Origin of the sequence: Synechococcus sp. PCC 6716, from assembly GCF_022570815.1 — a bacterium.
In the GTDB taxonomy this organism is placed as follows: Bacteria; Cyanobacteriota; Cyanobacteriia; order Thermosynechococcales; family Thermosynechococcaceae; genus Thermosynechococcus; species Thermosynechococcus lividus.
Genome location: NZ_JAKLTU010000058.1, coordinates 1 through 2846, shown reverse-complemented (window position 1 = coordinate 2846; position 2846 = coordinate 1). Strand labels below are relative to the sequence as shown.

The window sequence follows — 2846 nt, the reverse complement described above, 5'->3', positions numbered from 1 at the left end:
CTTCAATGTCCAATGCCTGTACCAGACGTGTTAGGGCTGGCTCAATTTGGTTGAGCCTCCAATACAACAGCGCCAAGTTGCTCAGGGCGGTGGCCACTTCTGGATGGTTGGCGCCTAGGGCTTGCTCCAAAATCACCAAGCTGCGCTGTAGTAAAGGTTCGGCCTTGCTATATTCCCCTTGTGCTTCATACAGCAGCGCCAAGTTGTTCAGGGATTGGGCGACATCTGGGTGATTGGCACCTAAAACTCGTTCCCTTAACGCCAAACTGCGCTGGTAAAGAGGTTCGGCTTTGTTATATTCCCCTTGTGCTTCATACAGCAGCGCCAAGTTATTGAGGGTCGTGGCCACTTCTGGATGGTTGGTGCCTAGGGCTTGCTCCCTGATCGCCAAACTGCGCAAGTACAGAGATTCTGCCTCACTATGCTGGCCTTGCGTTTGATACAGCACCGCCAAGTTGTTGAGGGTCGTGGCCACTTCTGGATGGTTGGTGCCTAGGGCTTGCTCCAAAATCACCAAGCTGCGCTGTAGTAAAGGTTCGGCCTTGCTATATTCCCCTTGTGCTTCATACAGCACCGCCAAGTTATTGAGGGTCGTGGCCACTTCTGGATGGTTGGTGCCTAGGGCTTGCTCCAAAATTACCAAGCTGCGCTGTAGTAAAGGTTCGACYTTGSYRTATTGCCCTTGCTTTTCATACAGTAGCGCCAAGTTATTGAGGGTCGTGGCCACTTTTGGATGGTTGGTGCCTAGGGCTTGCTCCAAAATTACCAAGCTGCGCTGTAGTAAAGGTTCGACCTTGCTATATTCCCCTTGTGCTTCATACAACAGCGCCAAGTTGTTGAGGGTAGTGGCCACTTTTGGATGGTTGGTGCCTAGGGCTTGCTCCAAAATCACCAAGCTGCGTTGGTAAAGCGGTTCGGCTTTGGCGTATTGCCCTTGCTTTTCATACAGTAGCGCCAAGTTATTGAGGGTCGTGGCCACTTCTGGATGGTTGGTGCCTAGGGCTTGCTCCAAAATTACCAAGCTGCGCTGTAGTAAAGGTTCGACCTTGCTATATTCCCCTTGTGCTTCATACAACAGCGCCAAGTTGYTGAGGGTRGTGGCCACTTTTGGATGATTGGTACCTAGGGCTTGTTGCGTTATCGCTAAACTGCGCAAGTACAGAGATTCTGCCTCACTATGCTGGCCTTGCGTTTGATACAGCACCGCCAAGTTGTTGAGGGTCGTGGCCACTTCTGGATGGTTGGTGCCTAGGGCTTGCTCCCTGATCGCCAAACTGCGCTGCAATAGCGGTTCGGCTTTGCTATATTCCCCTTGTGCTTGATACAACCCTGCCAAGTTGTTGAGGGTCGTGGCCACTTCTGGATGGTTGGTGCCTAGGGCTTGCTCCAAAATTACCAAGCTGCGCTGTAGTAAAGGTTCGACCTTGCTATATTCCCCTTGTGCTTCATACAGCAGCGCCAAGTTATTGAGGGTCGTGGCCACTTCTGGATGGTTGGTGCCCAAGGCTTGCTCCCTGATTGCCAAGCTTCGCTGCAATAGCGGTTCGGCTTTGGCATACTGCCCTTGCTTTTGATACAACCGTGCCAAGTTGTTGAGGGTGGTGGCCACTTCTGGATGGTTGGTGCCCAAGGCTTGCTCCCTGATCGCCAAACTGCGCTGCAATAGCGGTTCGGCTTTGCTATATTCCCCTTGTGCTTGATACAACCCTGCCAAGTTGTTGAGGACAGCGGCCACTTTTGGATGGTTGGCGCCTAGGGCTTGCTCCAAAATCACCAAGCTGCGCTGTAGTAAAGGTTCGGCCTTGCTATATTCCCCTTGTGCTTCATACAGCAGCGCCAAGTTATTGAGGGTCGTGGCCACTTCTGGATGGTTGGTGCCTAGGGCTTGCTCCAAAATCACCAAGCTGCGTTGGTAAAGCGGTTCGGCTTTGGCGTATTGCCCTTGCTTTTCATACAGTAGCGCCAAGTTATTGAGGGTCGTGGCCACTTCTGGATGGTTAGTGCCTAGGGCTTGCTCCAAAATCACCAAGCTGCGTTGGTAAAGCGGTTCGGCTTTGGCGTATTGCCCTTGCTTTTCATACAGTAGCGCCAAGTTATTGAGGGTCGTGGCCACTTCTGGATGGTTGGTGCCCAAGGCTTGCTCCCTGATTGCCAAGCTTCGCTGCAATAGCGGTTCGGCTTTGGCATAYTSCCCTTGTGCTTGATACAACCCTGCCAAGTTGTTGAGGACAGCGGCCACATTTGGGTGGCTAGCCCCTAGGGTCTGTTGCAAAATTGCCAAACTGCGCTGGTATAGGGGTTCGGCTTTACTATATTGGCCTTGCTCTCGATACAGTAGCGCCAAGTTGTTCAGGGATTGGGCGACATCTGGGTGATTGGCACCTAAAACTCGTTCCCTTAACGCCAAACTGCGCTGGTAAAGAGGTTCGGCTTTGTTATATTCCCCTTGTGCTTSATACAACCCTGCCAAGTTGTTGAGGACAGCGGCCACATTTGGGTGGCTAGCCCCTAGGGTCTGTTGCAAAATTGCCAAACTGCGCTGGTATAGAGGTTCGGCTTTGTTATATTCCCCTTGTGCTGCATAGGACAACGCCAAGTTGTTGAGTGTGGTGGCCACTTTTGGATGGTTGGTGCCTAGGGCYTGCTGCAAAATTGCCAAACTGCGCTGGTATAGGGGTTCGGCTTTACTATATTGGCCTTGCTCTCGATACAGTAGCGCCAAGTTGTTCAGGGATTGGGCGACATCTGGRTGGTTGGTGCCTAGGGCTTGCTCCAAAATCACTAAGCTGCGTTGAAATAACTCCAGTGCTTGAGCGTATTGAGCTTTTTGATACTGTTCAATTCCT

1 protein-coding gene is annotated in these 2846 nt (G+C 51.8%); it reads right to left on the bottom strand.

Annotated elements, in window-relative coordinates:
• Positions 1–2846, bottom strand: a 2846-nt coding sequence (locus L5220_RS14160) for a tetratricopeptide repeat protein (protein WP_499574291.1), incomplete at both ends; no start/stop codon positions are given.